The 18,713-nt window shown below is 64.3% G+C and carries 15 protein-coding genes; 7 read left to right on the forward strand and 8 right to left on the reverse strand.

Annotated elements, in window-relative coordinates; translation table 11 throughout:
* Nucleotides 1–61 precede the first annotated feature (61 nt).
* The 4 genes from J5J86_RS16740 to J5J86_RS16755 all read right to left on the reverse strand — a co-directional run bounded on the left by J5J86_RS16740 (nt 62) and on the right by J5J86_RS16755 (nt 7,934).
* Nucleotides 62–1,894 carry a hypothetical protein gene (locus J5J86_RS16740; RefSeq protein WP_209099995.1) on the reverse strand — a complete coding sequence of 611 codons (1,833 nt, stop codon included), beginning with the start codon at nt 1,892–1,894 and terminating at the stop codon, nt 62–64.
* Nucleotides 1,895–2,091: 197 nt separating this feature from the next.
* Nucleotides 2,092–4,899, reverse strand: a complete 2,808-nt coding sequence (locus tag J5J86_RS16745) for a glycosyltransferase family 2 protein (RefSeq protein WP_209099997.1) — start codon at nt 4,897–4,899, stop codon at nt 2,092–2,094.
* 243 nt (nt 4,900–5,142) lie between these two features.
* A complete protein-coding gene (locus tag J5J86_RS16750; RefSeq protein ID WP_209099999.1) occupies nt 5,143–5,964 on the reverse strand; it encodes a sulfotransferase family protein in 822 nt (273 codons plus the stop codon).
* 140 nt (nt 5,965–6,104) lie between these two features.
* Nucleotides 6,105–7,934: a sulfotransferase family protein gene (locus J5J86_RS16755; RefSeq protein WP_209100000.1), complete on the reverse strand. Its 1,830-nt coding sequence runs from the start codon at nt 7,932–7,934 to the stop codon at nt 6,105–6,107.
* 726 nt (nt 7,935–8,660) lie between these two features.
* Here J5J86_RS16755 and J5J86_RS16760 point away from each other — a divergent pair.
* Nucleotides 8,661–10,745 (forward strand): fibronectin type III domain-containing protein, encoded by a 2,085-nt coding sequence (locus J5J86_RS16760; protein ID WP_209100001.1) that lies wholly within the window; start codon nt 8,661–8,663, stop codon nt 10,743–10,745.
* A 153-nt stretch (nt 10,746–10,898) separates the two neighbouring features.
* Nucleotides 10,899–11,732, forward strand: coding sequence for an aldo/keto reductase (locus J5J86_RS16765; protein WP_209100002.1), 834 nt, complete (start codon nt 10,899–10,901; stop codon nt 11,730–11,732).
* A gap of 6 nt (nt 11,733–11,738) precedes the next feature.
* On the opposite strand, the gene J5J86_RS16770 is transcribed toward J5J86_RS16765, so the two are convergent.
* From J5J86_RS16770 to cobS, 3 genes are read right to left on the reverse strand one after another with little or no spacing between them, the layout of a single operon-like run.
* Nucleotides 11,739–12,008 carry a hypothetical protein gene (locus tag J5J86_RS16770; RefSeq protein ID WP_209100003.1) on the reverse strand — a complete coding sequence of 90 codons (270 nt, stop codon included), beginning with the start codon at nt 12,006–12,008 and terminating at the stop codon, nt 11,739–11,741.
* Nucleotides 12,009–12,041: 33 nt separating this feature from the next.
* Complete coding sequence (locus tag J5J86_RS16775) at nt 12,042–12,248, reverse strand: DUF1289 domain-containing protein (protein WP_209100004.1); 207 nt, start codon at nt 12,246–12,248, stop codon at nt 12,042–12,044.
* 7 nt (nt 12,249–12,255) lie between these two features.
* Entirely contained in the window at nt 12,256–13,056 is an 801-nt protein-coding gene (gene cobS, locus J5J86_RS16780) for an adenosylcobinamide-GDP ribazoletransferase (protein WP_209100005.1), read from the reverse strand.
* Nucleotides 13,057–13,257: 201 nt separating this feature from the next.
* On the opposite strand from cobS, the gene yajC reads away from it, so the two are divergent.
* From yajC to J5J86_RS16805, 5 genes are read left to right on the forward strand one after another with little or no spacing between them, the layout of a single operon-like run.
* Nucleotides 13,258–13,602, forward strand: a complete 345-nt coding sequence (gene yajC, locus J5J86_RS16785; RefSeq protein WP_209100006.1) for a preprotein translocase subunit YajC — start codon at nt 13,258–13,260, stop codon at nt 13,600–13,602.
* A gap of 20 nt (nt 13,603–13,622) precedes the next feature.
* The gene (secD, locus tag J5J86_RS16790; RefSeq protein WP_209100007.1) at nt 13,623–15,227 is read left to right on the forward strand and encodes a protein translocase subunit SecD; all 1,605 of its coding nucleotides are present in this window, start codon (nt 13,623–13,625) and stop codon (nt 15,225–15,227) included.
* A gap of 10 nt (nt 15,228–15,237) precedes the next feature.
* Nucleotides 15,238–16,311: a protein translocase subunit SecF gene (secF, locus tag J5J86_RS16795; RefSeq protein ID WP_209100009.1), complete on the forward strand. Its 1,074-nt coding sequence runs from the start codon at nt 15,238–15,240 to the stop codon at nt 16,309–16,311.
* Between the two features lie 10 nt (nt 16,312–16,321).
* Nucleotides 16,322–16,702, forward strand: a complete 381-nt coding sequence (locus J5J86_RS16800) for an Mth938-like domain-containing protein (RefSeq protein WP_209100011.1) — start codon at nt 16,322–16,324, stop codon at nt 16,700–16,702.
* Nucleotides 16,703–16,712: 10 nt separating this feature from the next.
* Entirely contained in the window at nt 16,713–17,621 is a 909-nt protein-coding gene (locus J5J86_RS16805; RefSeq protein WP_209100013.1) for a phytoene/squalene synthase family protein, read from the forward strand.
* Here J5J86_RS16805 and J5J86_RS16810 read toward each other — a convergent pair.
* Nucleotides 17,602–18,705, reverse strand: a complete 1,104-nt coding sequence (locus tag J5J86_RS16810; protein ID WP_209100015.1) for a serine/threonine protein kinase — start codon at nt 18,703–18,705, stop codon at nt 17,602–17,604. The genes J5J86_RS16805 and J5J86_RS16810 overlap by 20 nt on opposite strands.
* Between the last annotated feature and the right edge of the window lie 8 nt (nt 18,706–18,713).

The following is an 18,713-nucleotide window of genomic DNA, read 5'->3' on the forward strand; positions in this document are numbered from 1 at the left end:
CGCAGTCCACCTGCCCTTGCTCGTGGCGCGCAAGGGGAGCGCACAACCCAATGGTCAAGGCTCAGTCTGCGGAGACTGTAAGGCGGTACAAGCGAACTCTGTATTCGGGGCGCCACAGCCAGTCCACCCAGCCCTCCGAGTTCAGGCTAACGGCTTCCGGTCGTGGAGCGTCCGGCGCGCCTCGGGGCAAGGCGATGAAGTCGGAGGCATTGTTGACGATCGGCGAAAGTACGAAGCCTGTCTCCCCCATGCGATAGATGTAGCGAAAGGCATGGTTCACGCCGCCGGAGAAGTGGTATGTCATGAATAGAAGCGGAGACTTGTACAGAAGTCCCCAGACCCGCCCAAGAAGCGAGGGCCTGACATCGATCTCTGCCCATAGCACCGTCTGCGCATCCTGGGGCAGGGCGATCCGCTCGCCGAAACGGTAAGTCTTGTCGCTCAAGGGCTGCAATTCGTAGCTTCCGGGGGCCTGCCTGCGCTGCAGGATTGCGGCATCGACCCCGTAGGCCGGGAGCTTCCTGACCTCGACCGGCTGGTAGAGGCTCAGCAGCAAAGGCCAGCTGTTGCCATCCTCTAGCATGGGAATTCGGTTGTCGATGGGTTGAACGGAAAAGATCACGTTCCGAGGTGCATCCGGTCCCGTGAGGTGATCCGCATCCGCACGGAGCAGTTCCGGGGTATAGGCCGAATAACTCTGGAGGACCGGACGCGGCGCCCATTCGAGCCCGGCCGCAATGAGCGCGGCCTGGGAGAAGGAATACACATCGGTCGTCCCTTTGAGGGCGGGAAGGGGCGCAGTCTCACGAATTTTCGCGAGACTTTGCTCGAACCGGGCGCGTGGATACCCGGGCTCGAACAGCCGCAGATAGAGGCCCACCGGCGCTTGGCCATAAGGCCGCATCACCTCCCGCCCCGGCCCGCCGGTCAGAGTCACCGCCAGCCAACAGGCCACGGTCACCCCCACCGCAAGCCCCGCCTGCCGAAGCCGGCCGAACTCATGCGCCCCCGCCAGCGTGCTGCCCCAGGCCACCAGGACGGCAATGCCCAAGGCTGCCGCGGGGTGGCGGCCGCCATGTCTCACAAAACCTTCCTTGAAGCCAAGAAAGAGGAGCATGGCCATTCCAAGAAGAAGAATGTAGCCGGAAACGCCGATTTGGAGACGCCGCAGATGAAAGGTGTAAAGAAACCCGCAAGCCAAGAAAAACACACCGATATGCCAATAGGGTCCCGGTCGGGACATGGCGTCCGCATAGCCCGTGACGATGTAGAGCCCCTTGCTGAAGTAGGCCGGCAATGACGCCAAGTCTTGATAGCTGACCAGCCAGAAGATCGGGATGGCGCAGATGAAAAGCACCGCGCACATGCCAGCAAGCCGCGCCTTGCCCGCCAGCCCGAGCATCGCTGCCGCCAGAAAAACCATCGCAAAAGCTGAGATGGCGGAGGTGCCTTTCACCAGGACCAGCACCCCTAAGGCAGGCATCATAAATGGCAGGGCAACTCGACACCAGCCGCTGTCCGGCTTGTCCGGACGGGACTCGCACACCCGGTAGGCAAGAAGGAGGACGAGGAGAGGGATGGCCACCAATTGTGCATCCATGTCCACCAGCGGCAGGAACAGTGAGAAGCCCAAGGCAGGCAACCATCGGCCGGGGCCGGCCAGAGAGAGCAATCCCAAAGTGGCTGTGACGGCCAGCAGCAGTCCGCCATAGATCATCAGCCCGTCGGTCTCCGGCTGATACATGCTGGAATAGATGGACGAGAAGGGCCCGAACGTGAAGGTCAGCGGGTTGCCCAGCAGGCCGGCACGGGTCGCCTCCGTCATCCCAAACTGCCAGCCGCCCCCCAGAGTGGCAATGGGGAAGCTGGGCGCGAAGACGACAAACGCGGACATGCTGCTGCACAGCATCAGTGCCGACAGGAGGAGAAGTGTAAAGCGTCCTGGTCTATTCTGGCTTATCGTCACGGCTGTTCTGACCCATTCCATTCCCACCCGGTGAATAACCTACATCACCCAGGGGAAGAGTCGCTGCGGCATATGTCAAAACAGCCTGCTCTCCACCCTTCCCTTGCCACTTAACGCACATGGTGTCAGTGGATCGCGTGCATCGCATCCTCCCGTTGGCTGATCGCTGGAGCGGCAGCTGGCGGGGGCGTTGTGGGGCGGCGAGTGCGGATCGTTGCAGGTTCGAATCTCTCATTGGCCAGGGAGAGGTTTGGATTGTACCAGCGGTCCTCCCAGCTTCCGTAGAGGCGGTTGTAATTGGCTTGCTCCTGCGGGTTGTCCTTGAACCCACGTGTGCGACCCTCAAAATGAAAAAGCTCTGCTCCAGCGCAATAGATACATGTAAACCCCGCTTCGACGAGGCGATAGCAATAGTCCACATCGTTATAGGCGACAGAGAAGTTCATCTCATCAAAACCACCAAGCGCCTCGAAGGCCGTATAGGGGGTGAGCATGCACGCCGCTGTTACAGCGGAGTATTCACGTGATGCGCGAATGAACCCCATATAGCCCCAGTCATGGGGCGCTGCATTGCGGAAGGCGTGCCCCGGGAGCCCGTCATGATAGCCATGGACCACGCCCGCGTGCTGTATGGTGCCATCGTGGAAATACAGGCGAGCGCCAACCGCGCCTACCTTCGGCATGCGCGCATATCCGACCATCTGACTGAGCCAACGGGGTGAGATCACCTGGGTGTCGTTGTTCAGCAGCAGCACGAACTCACTGCGACAATGGCCCAGAATCGCACGGTTGTTGAGATTTGCATAGCTGAATTGCCCGTTCGGGCTGGCGATGGTCACAATGCGGATGTTATGGGTGCCACGCAATTCTTCCAGATAAGCGAGCGCGTCTGGGTCGGTGCTTTCATTGTCTACAATCAAGATATCGTAATTCTTATAGGTTGTAATGGCAAGAGACGTGATGCAAGACTTAAGAAGTTCAACCTTATTGAAAGTGGGGATGACGATCGTCACGGACGGCCCGGTATCGCCAAACTCCACTTCAAAGATGCCGCATCGGCCAAGGGACGCCCATTCCGGGTGTACGGCCTTCGCGTCCACAAAGCCCCGGCGCATCAAGGCCTCTTCGACGGCGCGGCGCCCGGCCTCGAAGCTGAGTGGCTTTGTGTTGGCAGACGAGGCCGTGGAGCCGGGGGCGGCGCGCCAATGGTAGAGCACCTTGGGGATGTGGCCGACGTGTCGAGCATGTTCTGAGGCGCGAAGCGCGAAGTCAAAGTCCTGCGCCCCATCGAACGGAGCGCGGAAGCCGCCAATTTCCAGGAATAAGGACCTGCGGACCGTAAGAATATGCGCCATGTACATGAAGGACAGAAGCAGGACAGGAGACCAATCCGGCTTGAATTGCGGCGCATACCGCTTGCCGTCCATGTCGATCTTGTCATCGTCGCTGTAGACAATATCCGCATCGGGATGATCTGAATAATATATCGCGATCTCGGCGATACAATCGTTCGTGATGATATCGTCATGATCGAGAAAGGCGATGATCTCGCCTTTCGCCATTTTCACGCCCTCGTTCGAGGCAACGCTGATTCCGCTATTCTGAGGAAGATGGGTCACACGGATGCGTGGATCGCTTTCCGCTGCAGCCTTCAGCATGGGTCCCACATGAAGAGAGGTGCTCCCGTCATCTACAAGGCACAATTCCCAGTCCTCATAGATCTGGGAGCGGGCCGACTGAATCATCTCTTCGAACAGGAGCGGGTCCGTATTGAACACGGGGGTGACGATCGAAATCTTAGGCAATCGTCCAGTGCGTTCGGCTAATGCCTTGCGAAGGTGGGTGACGTCGGTATCACTGAGCGCGTTCGCCTCGACCCAGGCGTCGTAGGGGGATGCCGACGGCGCTTCCGCCGGGGCCTCCACCACCATGGCCGGGTTTGGCAGCCGCCCCTCTGCGGCACCAAAGGCAATGTAATGTGTGAGCGGGTGGAGGCCCGCCTCTCCGACGTCCGGATAGGTCGCGAGGTACCAGTCAGGATCGAAATTGAGCCCAGGCTTGTGGTAAAGCAGGGAGAGACGGCTGTCCCGCTCTTCAATAGCGCCTTGAAGCTGTGCGATTTCTTCATCTCGGACCGCGATTTCGCGCGACAATCGGGCGACAGTGTCTCCCATCTCCCGCGCGCGCCGGGCGTGCTCTTCGGCGCAAAGCCTGGCTGCGACACCCTCGCCGAGTCGCGCGAAGACCTGCCGCACTGCTTTCGCGCGGGCCGGATCGGTAGCGACTTCCTTCAGCAGCCAGTTCAGCGCGGGTGGAGGCTCCGCGGTTCCGACGAAGACAACCCCAAGTCCCTCGCAGTGTTCAAAGGAGAAGCTGGGGTGGCGCGCGGACAGGTCGTGCCAGAGTTGCTGTATCCCGTCCTTCTCGGACGGATGAAAGATGCCGTGGATAAGAATAACGGCTCGCCGGCAGGGATTTTGTTTTATCTGATCAAGGATCCGGCGTGTCGCGCCTACGTTTTCGCAGCCTGAAACATGGATCATGTCCAGGGATTGGTCGTCGATGGAATCCAGGATCTGGCTCGAAAGTTGCGTCAGTCGGTGCGAGCGGGTCCCATAGTGGCGGGAAAGATAGGACCAGAACTCTTGACGTTCCTCAACCGCGCGGTCGTCCACCGCCGAGTGGGAGGTAATGGCGAAGGACTCCAAGGGTATATCGAGCGCAACGCTCGCCTGGAGGGCCGCGCAGTGCGTGTTTTCGCAGTCGCTTCCGAGATTGAAGATGCGTCGCGGCTTCCATGTTTCTACGGCCCACATGACAAATGAAACATGTCCCGCATCATGGCCAGGTGGAGAGAGTCGGTGCGGTGCTTGGAATATAAGTGTTGACTGGAATAGAACGATGAGATCGCTGGAGGGCAGGGCCTGGTTCATGTAAATCTTACTGTTTCTGCTCCCGATGGGGATTACTCACCGGAATACCGCCAATGTGAGGGGGCATGAAAGCATAAGGAGGGGGCGTAAGGCCAGTGCCGAGGCGGATCGCGGGGCGGTTTTTGCTTTTGACGAACGTCCCCGGGGGCGCCGCCGCCGACGGATAAAAGGATGTAATGCGCGGGGAACGATGCGGCTGCATCTTTGGAAAAGCCTAGCCGTTCCGCATGGCGCGGCGCTTGGTCATGTGGGGTCCTGAGATATAGCCTCCGCATAAGCGACGTCGTCTTCTAAAAAGGCGCTCAGGTCATACGTTTTGCTTCGTCCGATCGTGTCTGGTTTAATCACGAGCCGCGAAAGATCATTGACGCAAATGCCCTCATCCGCCTGGCAGAAAGAAGCAAGACGTGGGATGATGTCCAGTGGTCGCAGGACGAGATCTTCATATCGAATGATGAGGATGCGATCTGGATATTGGGTCTTCAGTCTCCGCATACGCCGCTCCACGCACACCCAGTAGGACAGTGCATCGCGGGGCTGAACGGAGATGGGGCGATTCATGAAAATCGGTCCCCAAAGTTGAAGCTGATTCATGTTCGAGCTATAGGCCATGTCCAGGCCGTCACGTGTTATATGAATATAGGAAAGCGACGGGTCGATATTCAGAAGCCGGTCGATAATGACGTGGGTATTGGGCTCTTTCCAGGCGATCTTGTCTTCGTGTCGACCGCTCTCATCCAGGAAGGACAGACGGCGCTGGTTCAGCCATTCCGCCGGATGAGGCGGGCGTGGGTTGAACGTCAATGGTTTCAGGACGGTGTCAAATGTATCCGATGCCAAGGTTCCATGTGACATCCTTTGGCGAAACATGTGGTACAGAAATTCAAGATCAGCTGTGCTCTCTAAAAGTATGGAGGGGCGCTTGAAGAGAAGGGTGAACCAAAGGTTGTCCATCTCCGCGTTGAGGTCGTCGCCGATATAGTAGCCCATGCTTTGGATGATGCGGGCTACGGCGCGGGATCCGCTGCCGCCGATACATCCAACTGCAATGACAGGTTGCGCCATAATTTCACTCTCAGTCAAAAGATGTGAGGCCGCTCATTTGATCTGAGCTTAAATGACCCAGAGCAAGGCCGAGGACCGCACAAAATCCGTGAGTTCGCACCGGGGGGCGTCGGAGTGGGCGCTGCGGTGTTGCGTGAGGGTCACGCCGCCGTGGCCTGGGCGCCGTCAGCGGGATGAAGGGTGGTGGGGGAGGGGGAAGGCGGTTTGGTCTCCCGGCCCTCTGCCCGGCCGTGGTCCAGATAGTGCAAGAGCGGGTTCATTCCGGAGGCGGCAACGTCGGGGTTGGTGGCCACATACCACGCCCCGTCAAAGTCCGGTCCGGGGTTCGCGCCTTGGGCGGCACCGCGTGTCAGATAGTGGAGGAGGGGGTTCATTCCCTCCTGCGCGGCGTCGGGATTGTGGCGGAGGTACCAGTCGGTATCGAAGAGAGCGTTGGGATTGCGGCCTTCCTTGAACCCGGTGGTCACATAATGCTCCCACGGGTCGAGGGCGGAGGCGCGCACGTCGTCATAGCGCTCCATATAATAGGTCACGTCCAACAGGGCGCGCGGGTCCACCGCTGGCGCTTCCCGCGTGGGCGGCGCGGGCTCGGTTGTCTGGTCGGGACGCGTCTCGGAGGGGGCGCGATCGGCGGCGAGCCATCTCAGTCCCGCGGTCATGCGCCAGGACAGGGAGCCGTGGACGGCGGCGAGTTCTGCCGTCAGGGCTTCGATCTCGACCGTCAGGCGATCGGTCTGCCCGCGGGCCGTGGAAAGGTGCAGGTCGCGTTCGGCCAATTGCTGGCCGAGGGTGCGGATCTGCTCGTGGCGGACCTTCTCAATGGCCGCCCCGGTCTCGCGCATCCGCGCGATCTCGGTGTGCAGGTCGGCGATGGCGGTGGTGAGCATGGCCCTTTCGTTCTGAAAGTCCCGAGCCATGGCGTGATGCATGGCATCGGCGGCGGAGGCGGCCTCGGCCAGGCGCTGGACCTGGGCGTCCCGTTCCGCCAGTTGCCCGTCGCGCTCGGCCAGCAGGCGCGTCAACTCGCTCACCTGCGTCTGGTGCGCCTGTCGCAGATGTTCTTCGGCGCTGCGCGCGTCGAGCTTCTGGCGTGCGTCCGCGAGTTGGCATTGATAGAGGGCCACCAGGGGCGCAAAGGCCGTGGTGGCGCGGTCGAGCGCTTCGCGGATCCGGTCCAGCGCGGCGCGTCCCTCTTCGGTCATCGCCTCCTCGCCGCTCAGGATGCGGAACGCCTCCTGTGCCCATTGGGTGATGACCACGTCCGAAGGTTCGTCGGCCGGGGGCGCACGGTGGTGGCGCAGGGAGGCGTCGAGGAAGGCATCCACCTTCGCCTGCGCCATCGCGCCCTGGCCCGGAAAGGTGATGCCGAGGCTGTGTTCGATCCTTGAGAGCGTGGACCGCCATCCGGCGATGAGTTCGTCATAGTTCACGAAGACGCGCGGCAGGTGTCGCGTCGTGCGCTCAGCGTCCAACTGGTTGCGGAGCCAGATCAGCAGGCCGAGCGGCAGGGGAAATCCATCCCGCGTTTCCAGCGACCTGGCGACTTCGAGCGGATGCCGGGTGATGAGGATCACCTTGGGAACGGCGCCCACCGTCTCGAAGACGGTCTCCCATAGCGGAATCAGCCGGTTGATGCGGGGTTCCTTGAGAACCACCAGGGCGGCATCCCCATAATTGTCGCGATAGGCGTGCGCGAGCAGGCCGGAATAGGTGCCGAAATCCGGGCTGGCATACCATTTGTCGGGAAAGGGGGCGATGTCGTGCCAGGCGCTGCCGGCCCGCGCGAGCATCTCGTCATGGAGATTGGCAATGTCGAGCGGCTCGAAATAGCCCTTTTCGTTGCTGGATGTCGGCGGCATCAGGTTGCGCGGCAGCGCCGCACCAAGGCAGGCCAGGGTTCCCGAAAGGGACGACGTGCCACTGCGATGCGCGCCCATAACCAGCAGGACAGTTGCTTTCTCAGCCCCCATGTCAAGACACCTGTTATTCTTCTCGGCTTGGGTGGAGTGTCCTATTGCACGACCTTAAATATCGGACACGCAGCGGCGCGGTCAATTCACCGAATTCGCCACACCGAAAGGATCTGGTCTTCTGCACGAGCCGGGGCGCCGGTACCAGCGCACGGCGTTCTCCGCTGCGGAAGCTCATCGGTTTAACCTCTATAGGCCGCTACGGCACACATCTAGACCGATCCGTGAAGGCCTGCAGCAGAGCGCATCGGGTGGCGCAGCGCCAAGGCGTGCCACTGCCGACGGGGCCAATGAGGATGGTCGATCCGTTGGTACAAAGGTGTGGCCATCACACGGCCTGCATCGGCGAGCCGGACCCTGCCGTCTTTCTAGAGCATGCGCCGATCATATGGCATCGCCATATGATCGGATCACGCATTCTCTATCAATGGGTTAGAGGGCGATTCCCCATCAGATTGATTCAATCCGATGGGATCGCGCTCTAGCAGATGGTTCCCGCAGGAATGGCGGGAAGGAAATGGTATCGTTGGGCGTAATTCACGTGAATAAACGTTCTACGTGTAATTACTGGCACGAGACTGTCACAATACAGAGGCAAGGGGGTCGAGTCCCAAAAAACGAGGCAACAAATAAAACTTAACCTCTGCCCGGCACGCCAGGATCGTTGTCCGTCGGGAGGCGCTCTGAGACAGTGACAAGGGGGCTCAACGACCGGACGGGTTCATCATGGCGAGCGGCAAGACGACCACCATCAGCTGGGCATGGGGCACGAACGCGGTGATCGACTTCGATCCCACCGTCGACGTGCTGGATTTCGGCTGGTTTCAGGCGGGACAGTTCACCATCGCCGAGGTGAACGGTGCGGTCGTCATTTCCATCCCGTCCAACAACCAGAGCTACACCCTGACGGGGGTGAGCCTCGACGAATTGTCCATGGCCAACATTGTTGCCAAGGACAGCTCCACCGTTTCGGCTTGGACCGCGGCGCTGGCCGACGAGGGAGGCGGTTCGTCGGGTGGGTCCACCGGTGGGGCCTCTGGCGGCGAGACGGGCGGCGGATCGGGCGGCTCGACCGGCGGCGGCGATTCCGGCCATGTGGGGGATGGCGTGGCAACCGTCACCACGATCACCTGGTCCTGGGGCACGACCACGCGCCTCAACTTCGATACCGCGCTGGATGTTCTCGATTTCGGCTGGTTCTCGGCCGACAATTTCGTCCTCTCGGAGGTGGACGGCTCCACCGTCATCACCATTCCCTCCAACAACCAGTCCTACATCCTCACGGATGTCTCCCTGGCGGAGCTGTCCACTGCGAACATCCGCGCCAAGGATGCCTCTGCCCTTGCGGAATGGCAGGCGGCCATCACCGGCGGGAGCACGGGCGGGGGCCAGACCGGCGGCGGCGAGACCGGCGGCGGCGAGACCGGCGGGGGTGAGACCGGAGGAGAAACCGGCGGCGAAACCGATTATGCCGACCCTTGGAGCGCCACCACGGTCTATGTGGCGGGCGACGAGGTGAGCGTCGGCAACGAAGTCTATGTGGCCAATTGGTGGACCCAGGGCGATGATCCCACCACCCACAGCGGCGGCGCCGGGCTGGTCTGGAGCTTCGTGGGCTATATGGATACGACGCCCGTGGTGCCGGACGCGCCGGACGATGTGCGGGCCACCGGCGTCTCGGACGACACCTTCACCTTGCGCTGGGACGCTGCCGAGGTTGACGGGGTGGGCACCGTCTCCGGCTATCAGATCTACCAGGACGGGACCCTCATCGGCACCACCATCAGCACCTATTACAAGGTGACGGGCCTCGATGCCGCGACCACCTATTCCTTTACGGTGGTGGCCATTGACGAGGCGGGCGCCTCGGTGCCGTCCGACGCGCTGTCCGTGACAACGGCTGCCGAGGACACCTCGTCCGGTGCCGACAAGTCCTTCTCGCCTTATGTGGATATGTCGCTCACCACCAGCCAGGATCTGGTGCAGATGGTGGAGGATGCCGGCCTTTCCGCCGTGACGCTCGCCTTCGTGCTGTCCTCCGGCACCGACACCATCGGCTGGGGCGGAAACGGCAGCATCGCCAATGACACTCTGTCCAACGGCACCTCCATCTCGTCCATCGTGAGCGAGCTGCAGGCCAACGGGGTGGACATCACCATCTCCTTCGGCGGCGCCAACGGGCAGGAGCCGGCGTCCACCTTCTCCAGCGTCGAGGCGCTCGTGGCCGCCTACCAGTCGGTGATCAACAAATACGGCGTCACCAAGCTGGACTTCGACATTGAGGGCGCCGCCATCGCGGACACCGAAGCCAATGCCATGCGCAATGAAGCCCTGGCCATTCTTCAGGACAATAACCCCGGCCTTGAGGTCTCCTATACGCTGCCGGTGCTCACCGATGGCCTGACGGCGGCGGGCCTGGCCCTGCTTCAGGATGCCGTGGCCCATGGCGTCGACGTCGCTTACGTCAACATCATGGCCATGGATTATGGCGAATATTACGATACCGGAGACATGGGCGACGACGCCATTTCCGCCTCCGAGGCGACGCTCGCCCAGCTGGACAGCATCGGGCTCGACGCCAAACTCGTCATCACGCCCATGATCGGCATCAATGATGTGACCAGCGAGGTCTTCACCCTCGAAGACGCCCAGCAGCTGGTCGATTATGTGGAGGCCAATGACGACGTGGCCGGCATCTCCATGTGGTCGCTGAGCCGCGACAATGGCGATGTGGTCGGCTACGTCTCGCCGGTGGGCAGCGGCATCACCCAGACCGACTATGCCTTCAGCGAGATTTTCGGCTACGTCTGATCCTGCTGAATGCGTGGCTGGAAGCCCCCCGTTCGCCCGACGGGGGGCTTTTGGCGCTGGCGCGTCTTTGTTCTCCGTGGGCGCGTCTTTGTCCGCCGCAGACGCGTGGCGCAGGACGGCGGCGATGATATTGTCGCCCCAGGGAGGATGCGCATGCTCAAGTCTGTCACGCTTCCGGGGGGAGAACAGGTGCCCGCGCTTGGCCAGGGCACCTGGTTCATGGGCGAGACGCCGGCCCGCCGACGTGCGGAGATTGACGCCCTGCGCCTCGGCATCGAACTCGGCGCGAGGCTGGTGGACACCGCCGAGATGTATGGCGAGGGCCTGACCGAGGACCTGGTGGGCGAGGCGCTGCAGGGCTATCGCGACCGGGCCTTCCTGGTGAGCAAGGTCTATCCCCACAATGCCAGCCGCAAGGGCGTGGTGGCTGCCTGCGAGCGGTCGCTGGCCCGCCTGAAGACGGACCGGCTGGACCTCTATCTCCTGCACTGGCGGGGCAGCCATCCGTTCGCGGAGACCATCGCCGGCTTCGAGGCCCTCCAGGCGGCGGGCAAGATCCGCCACTGGGGCGTGAGCAATCTCGATCCCGACGACATGGAGGAATTGCTGGCGGCCGGGGGTGGGGCCTGCGCCGTCAACCAGATCCTCTACAATCCGAGCCGGCGCGGCCCGGAATTCGACCTCATGCCGATGCTGGCCCGCCAGGGCATCCCGGTGATGGCCTATAGCCCAATCGAGCAGGGGCGCCTGTCCCGCTCCGGGGCCTTGGGCCTTGTGGCGACGAAGTACGGCGTGGATCCGTTCCAGGTGGCGCTCGCCTGGGTCATGCGCCGACCGGACGTGATCGCCATCCCCAAGGCGAGCCGCGAGGCCCATGTGCGCGCGAACGTGGCGGCGGCGGGCCTCGTCCTCGACGCGCAGGACCTGGCGCTGATCGATGCCGACTTCCCCCCGCCCACGCGGCCGCGGGCGCTGGAGATGCTGTAAGCCCGCTCAGCGGTTGAAGAGCGTGTAGGCAAGGCCCACGAACAGGGCAATGACGAGCCAGAAGGCGATGGACGTGAGGGTCTCGCGCGTGCGCCCCCGCGACATGCGGACCACGCCGGACCCGATCACCAGGGCCAGCGCACCGAGGGCCAGGAGGCTGGCGAAGGCGTCCAGCCGCATACCGGCAATGGTGCCTTCGTCGTGCCGCAGGATGAGCGCGACCACGCCCACCGCGAGGCCGATCAAAACCGCTTGAAGAAGGCGCGACCTGCTCAAAATGTCACCTCCCGTGAACCAAGCTCCGCAGCCTTAATCCTCGAACGCGGCGGGCCGTTCCCGCCGCAGCCATTCCAGCCGGCCGGGCAGCGCCGCCATCACCGCCTTGCGCCGCTGAGGCGAAAGGCCGGCCCAGGCCCCGATCTCCTGCAAGGTGCGTCCGCAGCCGATGCACAGCCCGCTCGCCGGATCGACGACGCAGACCTTGATGCAGGGCGTTTCCATGGCGGTGCCGGTCATCTGGACCTCAGCGGAACGAGGCGAACATGAGGAGGCCGAGCAGGATAGCGATCTCGGCCACCTGCTGCGTGGCCCCCGCCACGTCTCCCGTCTGCCCACCGATCTTGGCGTTGGAGAGGCGCGAGATCACGAACAGGCACAGGACCGGCGCCACCAGCCCCACGGCCGCCGCGCGAATCCCCAGTGTCGGCACCAGGAGGAGGGCAACCAGGATAGCGGCGGATAGGCTCGCCGCGACGAACCCCTCCGGCCCGGGCCGCCCCGCCGCAGTGGACGCGCCGTCGGCGCGGGCGGGATCGAGAATCTCAAGCAAGGCGATGCCCGCCGCCCGGGACGCCGCGCCGGCCGCGGCGAGAATCGCGATGGTGCGCCAGGGATCGGCCGCCAGAACGAGCGCATCGATGGCGCTGACCCGCAGAAGCAGGGACAGCACCAGCGCCGCCCCGCCGAACGTGCCGATTCGGCTGTCGCGCATGATTTCGAGGCGATGCGCCCGGTCCCGCCCGCCGCCGAACCCGTCCGCCGTGTCGGCGAGCCCGTCTTCGTGGAAGGCGCCGGTCATCAGGACCATGGCGGTCACCGCCAGTATGGAGGCCGGCAGGACCGGCAGATGGAACAGAATGGCGAGCGCCAGAACGAGGCCGCCGAGGCCCCCGATCACCGCGCCCGCCAGCGGCACCGCATAGGCGATGCGCTTCAGGGAGGGCGCCGCGTGCGGCTCGGTTTCCTGCGGCAGGACCGGCAAGGGCAGGCGCGTATAGAAGCGCAGGGCGACCAGAAGGTCCTGGAGGATAGCGTGGTTCGTCATGCGCCTCGTGTCCGGTGCGGTCGCCCGCCTCCTGCCTGGGGAGCCTCCTTGGGACCCGCATTCGCGCTGAAGGTCAAGCGGGTGGGGAGAGGGCGAAGCCTTTGTTTGCATTCCCCGGCCGCGCCAGTATAGTCCGGCCGCCTCGGTGCCCCCCGCTTGCGTGCGGGGAGGCGCCTCACTCCAAGACGAACGAGGATGCTCATGTTCATTACGCCCGCTTATGCCCAGGGCGCTGCGGCCGCCGGCGGCGGGACCGACATGCTCATTCAGCTCGCCCCTTTCCTGCTGATCTTCGTGGTCATGTATTTCCTGATTCTGCGCCCGCAGCAGAAGCGTGCCAAGGCGCACCAGGAGATGGTCAATTCGCTCCGCCGGGGCGACGTGGTCGTGACGGCTGGCGGTCTGGTGGGCAAGGTCGCCCGCGTCGTGGACGAGGCCGAAGTCGAGCTGCAGATCGCTGAGAATGTGAAGGTCCGCCAGCTTCGCTCGCAGATTTCCGTCGTGCGCTCGAAGGCCGAACCCGCCAAGGAAGAGACGCCCGCCTGAGGCGTTGAGATCGCAAGACGATGCTGCACTTCTCCCGGCTCAAGACGGTTCTGATCCTCGCGATCACAGCCCTTGGCATCCTGTTCGCCCTGCCGAACGTCCTTCCCCCATCCGTTCTGGCGGTGCTGCCCCATTGGCTGGCGTCGAGCCGTGTCACGCTCGGCCTCGACCTGCAGGGCGGCTCGCACATCCTCCTGGAGGTGGATGGGGCGGCGCTTCGCAAGGAGCGGGCCGAGCAGGTCCGGGATGAAGTCCGCAAGATCCTGCGCGAGCAGAAGATCGGCTATACGGGCCTCGTCATCCGCGACACCATCGTTCAGTTCCGGCTGCGCGACCCGGCCGATTCCGCCAAGGCGGTGACCGAGCTGCGCAAGCTGGCGGCGCCCGTCAGCAATGCGCTGATGGGCGGCGGCACCGGCGAGATGGACCTCACCGTCTCCAGCTCCGCCGACGCCATCATCGTCTCGCTGACGGAAGCCGGTCTCAATGCCCGCATCCGCTCGGCGGTGGACCAGTCCATCGAGATCATCCGCCGCCGCATCGACCAGCTCGGCACGGTTGAGCCCAACATCCAGCGCCAGGGCGCGAACCGCATTCTGGTGCAGGTGCCCGGCCTCCAGGATCCCCAGCGCCTGAAAGCGCTGCTGGGCCAGACCGCCAAGCTCTCCTTCCGCATGGTCGACCAGTCCATGTCGCCCCAGATGGCGCTCGAGGGGCGCCCGCCGCCGGATTCGGAAGTGCTGCAGGGATCGGACGGCACGCCCTATCTGATCGAGAAGCAGGTGCGCGTGTCGGGTGAGGATCTGGTGGATGCCCAGCCGGGCTTCGACCAGAATTCGCACCAGCCCATCGTCACCTTCCGCTTCAATTCCAACGGGGCCCGGCGCTTTGCCGCCACCACGCAGGATGCGGTCGGCCGCCCGTTCGCGATCGTGCTCGACAATCAGGTCATCTCGGCCCCCGTCATCCGCGAGCCGATCCTGGGCGGTGCGGGCCAGATCTCCGGAAATTTCACTGTCCAGCAGGCCAATGACCTCGCCATCCTGCTGCGCGCCGGCGCGCTGCCTGCGCCGCTGAAGGTGGTGGAGGAGCGCACTGTCGGCCCGAGCCTCGGCGCGGATTCCATCGAGTCGGGCAAGATCGCGGCGTTCGTGGCCGCCGGCCTCGTGGCCGTCTTCATGCTCGCCGTCTACGGCCTGTTCGGCCTGTTCGCCCTGGTGGCCCTGGCGGTGCACATCACCTTGATGTTCGCGCTGCAATCCATCCTCGGCGCGACGCTGACCTTGCCTGGCATCGCCGGCGTGGTGCTCACCATCGGCATGGCGGTGGATTCCAACGTCGTGATCTTCGAGCGCATCCGCGACGAGGCGCGCGAAGGCCGCTCGGCCATTGCCGCCATCGACAAGGGCTTTGTTCACGCCCTCGGCACCATCCTGGATGCCAACATCACGTCGCTCGCCACCGGCGCGATCCTGTTCCTTCTGGGCGGATCGGGTCCCGTTCGGGGCTTCGCCGTCACCTATATTCTCGGCCTCCTGACCACCGTGTTCACCGCCTATACCCTGACGCGCCTGATGATTGCGTGGTGGGTGAGGTGGCAGCGCCCGGCCAAGCTGCCCATCTGAGGCGCCGCCCATGCCCTTGATCGACTATATCCCGGCGCACACCAACATCCGCTTCATGCGCCTGCGGCACTGGACGTTCCCGTTCTCCGCGGGAATCATGGTGTTGGCTGTCGTCTGCTTCGCCGTCTTCGGCTTCAATCTCGGCATCGACTTCCGCGGCGGCACGCTGGTGGAAGCCCAGACCAGCCAGCAGGCGGCCGACCTTGGCGCGCTGCGCGAGCATCTGGGCGACCTGGACCTGGGCGACGTGCAGATCCAGGAATTCGGCTCGCCCCGCGACGTGATGATCCGCGTCGGCCAGACCGGCGCGGACGATGCCGCCCAGCAGGCCATCGTGGCGAAGATTTCCGGCGCGCTCGGCGCGGACTACACCGTGCGCCGCGTGGAGACGGTGGGTCCGAGCGTCTCGGGCGAGCTGGTCCGCCAATCGGTCATTGCGCTGCTGCTCGGCGCCGTGGCGGTGCTGATCTATCTGTGGTTCCGCTTCGAGTGGCAGTTCGCGGTGGGCGCCATCGCGACCACAGCGCACGACGTGTTCGTGACGCTGATGGTCTATTCGTTCCTTGGGATCGACTTCGACCTCACCTCCATCGCCGCCATCCTCACCATCATGGGCTATTCGCTCAACGATACGGTGGTGGTGTATGATCGTATCCGCGAGATGCTGCGCCGCTACAAGAAGATGCCTTTGCCGGAGATGCTCGACATCGCGGTGAACGCCACCTTCTCGCGCACCATCATCGTCTCGCTGACCACCTTCTTCGCCTGTCTTGCCCTCTATTTCTTCGGGGGCGAGGTGCTGCGCGGCTTCTCGCTGGCCATGACGGTGGGCGTGGTGATCGGCACCTATTCCACCATCTTCGTCGCCGCGCCCATGCTCATCCATCTGGGCCTGCGGTCCTCGACGGTCGTGCCGGAGGCGGACAAGGACGCGGCGCCCGCGCCCGTCGTGGCGCCTGCGGATGTGGTTGAGGAGGCCGAGATCGTGCCTCCCGCCGCGCCCGCCACCCCCGGCGCCGGGAACCCGGCCCCCGCATCGCGGCGTTCCAGCAAGGGACGCCAGCGTCCGCGCCCAAAGGGCTGAGGAGAAAATCATGGTGGAGCGGCCGGAAACGCCATTCCTGCCCCGGCAGGTGTCGATCGACGGCTATTCGGACCGCTTCTTCCATTTTGCCGGCATGTCCCACGCAGGGTCCATCACGGCCTTGCCATCCGGCGTGCGACCCTGGCGCCCCGAGCGCTTCGCAGACCTGGGCGCTGACGACCTTGCGGTGATCGTTGCCGAGGGCGGGGCGGTGGAATTGCTGCTGATCGGCACGGGCCGCGACCCCGCCCATCTGAAAGAACCGCTCAAGCAGGTGCTCCGCGATGCCGGTATCCGCTTCGAGCTGATGCCCACCCCCGCTGCCGCCTCCACCTATAATGTCCTGCTCGATGAAGGCCGGCGCGTAGGCGCCGCCTTGATCGCCGTGTGAGCGGCCTGTGATGGCCGAGCCCGAGGCACCCCAGGCAGCTCCCACCCACGACGCGGCCTATGCCCATTGCGGCGAGATGCTGCGCGCCCAGGACCGGGACCGTTTCCTCGCCACCTTGTTCGCCCCCGAGGCGGAGCGCCGCCATTTATGGGCGCTCTATGCCTTCAGCCAGGAGATCGCTCGCGTCCGGGAGGTGGTGCGCGAAGCCCTGCCCGGCGAGATGCGGCTGCAATGGTGGCGAGAGGTGATCGAGGGGCTGGGGCGGGGCGATGTGTCCGGCCATCCGGTGGCACTCGCCATCTGCGCCACCCTTGAGGCGAAGTCGCTTCCGCGTGGCGCGCTGCTCAACCTCATCGATGCCCGCACCTTCGACCTTTATGACGACCCCATGCCGACTCTCAACGATTTGGAGGGCTATGCGGGTGAAACCGCATCGATCCTGATCCAGTTGGGGGCGCAGATCCTCACCGGCCGCGCCCAGCCGGCGGTCGCTGAGGCCGCCGGGCATGCGGGCGTCGCCATCGCGCTCACGGGCCTGATGCGGGCCTTTCCGTTCCACGCCGCGCGCGGCCAGTGCTACCTGCCGCTGGACATGCTGCGTGCGCAGGGGATCGGCCGGGAGGAGGCGGTGGGCGGGATACCCTCGCCGGCTTTGGCCAAGGTGTTCTCGGAGCTGCGCGCCGTGGCAGCCGGGCATGTGCGGGCCGCGGTGCAGGGTCTCGGCGATGTGCCCCGCGACGCGCTGCCGGTCTTCCTGCCGCTGGCCCTTGTGCCGGGGGATTTGAAGGCCCTCGCCCGCGTGTCCGATCCCTTCAAGACGGTAGCGGGGACACCGCCTTTCCTGCGCCTGTGGACCATCTGGCGCGCCGCGCGGCGGGCGCGAGCGGGGCGTCCGCTGGTCAAGCCGCCGGCCGCGTGATCCGGTCGGTGAGGTTGAGGCGGCCGCGCGCGATCTCGGCCACGGTTTCCTGAGTGGCCGGACTTCCCGCCAGTGCATCCAGCATTTCGATCTGATTGCGCGCCACCAGCAGCAGCAGGTCGTCGCGCACGGTGCCATCCGCCGCCCGGGGCAGGCGCTTGACGATCTGGAGATGGTCGAGGTGCGGCCGGTCGGGCAGCGCCTGCGCCAGATGGGCGCGCAGCGCCTCGACGTTCACCGGGGCGTCGGCTTCCACGAAAGCATAAAGGCCGACCTTGCCGCCCAGGGTCTGGAAGTCGGACATGTGCACATCCCGCACGCCGGGATAGGTCGCCAGCGCGGTCGCGATGCGCGGTCCCACCTGCGTCACGCGCGGGCCACGCCCCTCCGTGTCCGAATAGGACATGAGGCGGCGGGTGACGAAGCGATAGACCTTCTTGCCGGTCGCCATCCAGATGCGCGCGAAAATGCTCTTGTGCGCCAGCACCTTGCGCTCGCGAGGCGTGAGCGCCTCCGGGCAATAGGTGCGCTTGTGCTTCAAGAGGTGGCGCACATCCTCATAGGCCAGCACCCGGCCGAGCCGCCAGCGGCGGCTGATGGGCAAAGCCAGCTGGAAGTCCATCAGCCACGCCTCGCCATCGGCGCCCCGCAGCCAATTCTGCTGCTTGGCGAGATCGTTATGGGCAAAGCCGGCGGCATGGAGGGTGCGCAGCGCCACCTTGGCGGAGCGAAAATAGTGCAAATCGCCGTGGGGGCGGGCGATCTGGAGCGGCACGCCTTCGATCCAGCCGCGCACCAGGAAACGATCGCCGACGGCGAGGAGGGGCGTGGTGACACCCGTGCGCGTCACCCGCTCCAGCGCCTTCACTTCGCCCGAGGCGAGGCGCCGGGCGATGAGGATGAACCAGGGGGAGACGGTATCCCACCGCCGGCGTACCGCCTCGTGGGGCGTCCCGCTGGCGTCGATCCAGGTTCCCCGTTCCACGGTCGAGAAAACGTCGCGCTTCAACACCGTGTCGACGGTGAAGCGGGACGGATCGGCATTGCGCTCGAGCGGCGGAACGGGACGGGACTGACGGGACATGACGCGCG

This window comes from Aquabacter sp. L1I39, assembly GCF_017742835.1.
Lineage (GTDB): Bacteria > Pseudomonadota > Alphaproteobacteria > Rhizobiales > Xanthobacteraceae > L1I39.

Coding starts and splice junctions, on each gene's coding strand:
- J5J86_RS16740 (WP_209099995.1), bottom strand. CDS start 1,894: ATGTCCGCGTTTGTCGTCTTCGCGCCCAGCTTCCCCATTGCCACTCTG.
- J5J86_RS16745 (WP_209099997.1), bottom strand. CDS start 4,899: ATGAACCAGGCCCTGCCCTCCAGCGATCTCATCGTTCTATTCCAGTCA.
- J5J86_RS16750 (WP_209099999.1), bottom strand. CDS start 5,964: ATGGCGCAACCTGTCATTGCAGTTGGATGTATCGGCGGCAGCGGATCC.
- J5J86_RS16755 (WP_209100000.1), bottom strand. CDS start 7,934: ATGGGGGCTGAGAAAGCAACTGTCCTGCTGGTTATGGGCGCGCATCGC.
- J5J86_RS16760 (WP_209100001.1), top strand. CDS start 8,661: ATGGCGAGCGGCAAGACGACCACCATCAGCTGGGCATGGGGCACGAAC.
- J5J86_RS16765 (WP_209100002.1), top strand. CDS start 10,899: ATGCTCAAGTCTGTCACGCTTCCGGGGGGAGAACAGGTGCCCGCGCTT.
- J5J86_RS16775 (WP_209100004.1), bottom strand. CDS start 12,248: ATGACCGGCACCGCCATGGAAACGCCCTGCATCAAGGTCTGCGTCGTC.
- cobS (WP_209100005.1), bottom strand. CDS start 13,056: ATGACGAACCACGCTATCCTCCAGGACCTTCTGGTCGCCCTGCGCTTC.
- yajC (WP_209100006.1), top strand. CDS start 13,258: ATGTTCATTACGCCCGCTTATGCCCAGGGCGCTGCGGCCGCCGGCGGC.
- secD (WP_209100007.1), top strand. CDS start 13,623: ATGCTGCACTTCTCCCGGCTCAAGACGGTTCTGATCCTCGCGATCACA.
- secF (WP_209100009.1), top strand. CDS start 15,238: ATGCCCTTGATCGACTATATCCCGGCGCACACCAACATCCGCTTCATG.
- J5J86_RS16800 (WP_209100011.1), top strand. CDS start 16,322: ATGGTGGAGCGGCCGGAAACGCCATTCCTGCCCCGGCAGGTGTCGATC.
- J5J86_RS16805 (WP_209100013.1), top strand. CDS start 16,713: ATGGCCGAGCCCGAGGCACCCCAGGCAGCTCCCACCCACGACGCGGCC.
- J5J86_RS16810 (WP_209100015.1), bottom strand. CDS start 18,705: ATGTCCCGTCAGTCCCGTCCCGTTCCGCCGCTCGAGCGCAATGCCGAT.